Below are 589 nucleotides of genomic sequence, written 5' to 3' on the forward strand. Positions count from 1 at the left end.
TCCATCTATTGTGACTGCTTGGTAGAGTCCTGATCGTACAGTAGAGGTCGTTATCTTGCACCCTTGGTCCTGTCCGATTACGCATGTTCCATCCTGTGAACTTACCTTGATGCTTACTGAATTGACATCACTTGGGTTCACCCTGAGAAGTCCATCAAGTTCTTTTGGATAGTATGTTGCATTTCCAACTAGTGTAGAATTCAGGTTTACACCTACAACGGATTCTGAGAGTTGGCCAGTCTTTTTAACAAACATGTTAGCTGATTTAGATGGCTTTTGAGTTGGGCCTATTGTATAAGGAATGTTTACAGGCGGTGAAGTTGAATGAGTAGTGTTGGAAATTGAACTAGTATTGGAACTTGTTTGGTTCGTGCCAGTAATAGTATTTGTCTCGTTTATGATTGGAATTACTTTGGGGGGCAATTCGTTTACTACGTTAAAGTATGCATTGTATGATCCAAACGGCAACATTGCAACTATGGTATAATTTCCAATAGGTGCGTTGCTTGGAATCTTGTAATCGTAGCTAAATGATCCATACTGATCAAATGGTACAGTGGCTTTTGGAAGCAGATTACCTTTCTTGGAC

General features: G+C 40.2%; 1 protein-coding gene. It reads right to left on the minus strand.

Features of this window, described 5'->3' with window-relative positions:
- Positions 1-589, minus strand: a 589-nt coding sequence (locus DYY66_RS07820; RefSeq protein ID WP_166287837.1) for a hypothetical protein, incomplete at both ends; no start/stop codon positions are given.

The sequence above is a fragment of the Candidatus Nitrosotalea sp. FS genome (assembly GCF_011319475.1).
Taxonomy (GTDB): Archaea; Thermoproteota; Nitrososphaeria; order Nitrososphaerales; family Nitrosopumilaceae; genus Nitrosotalea.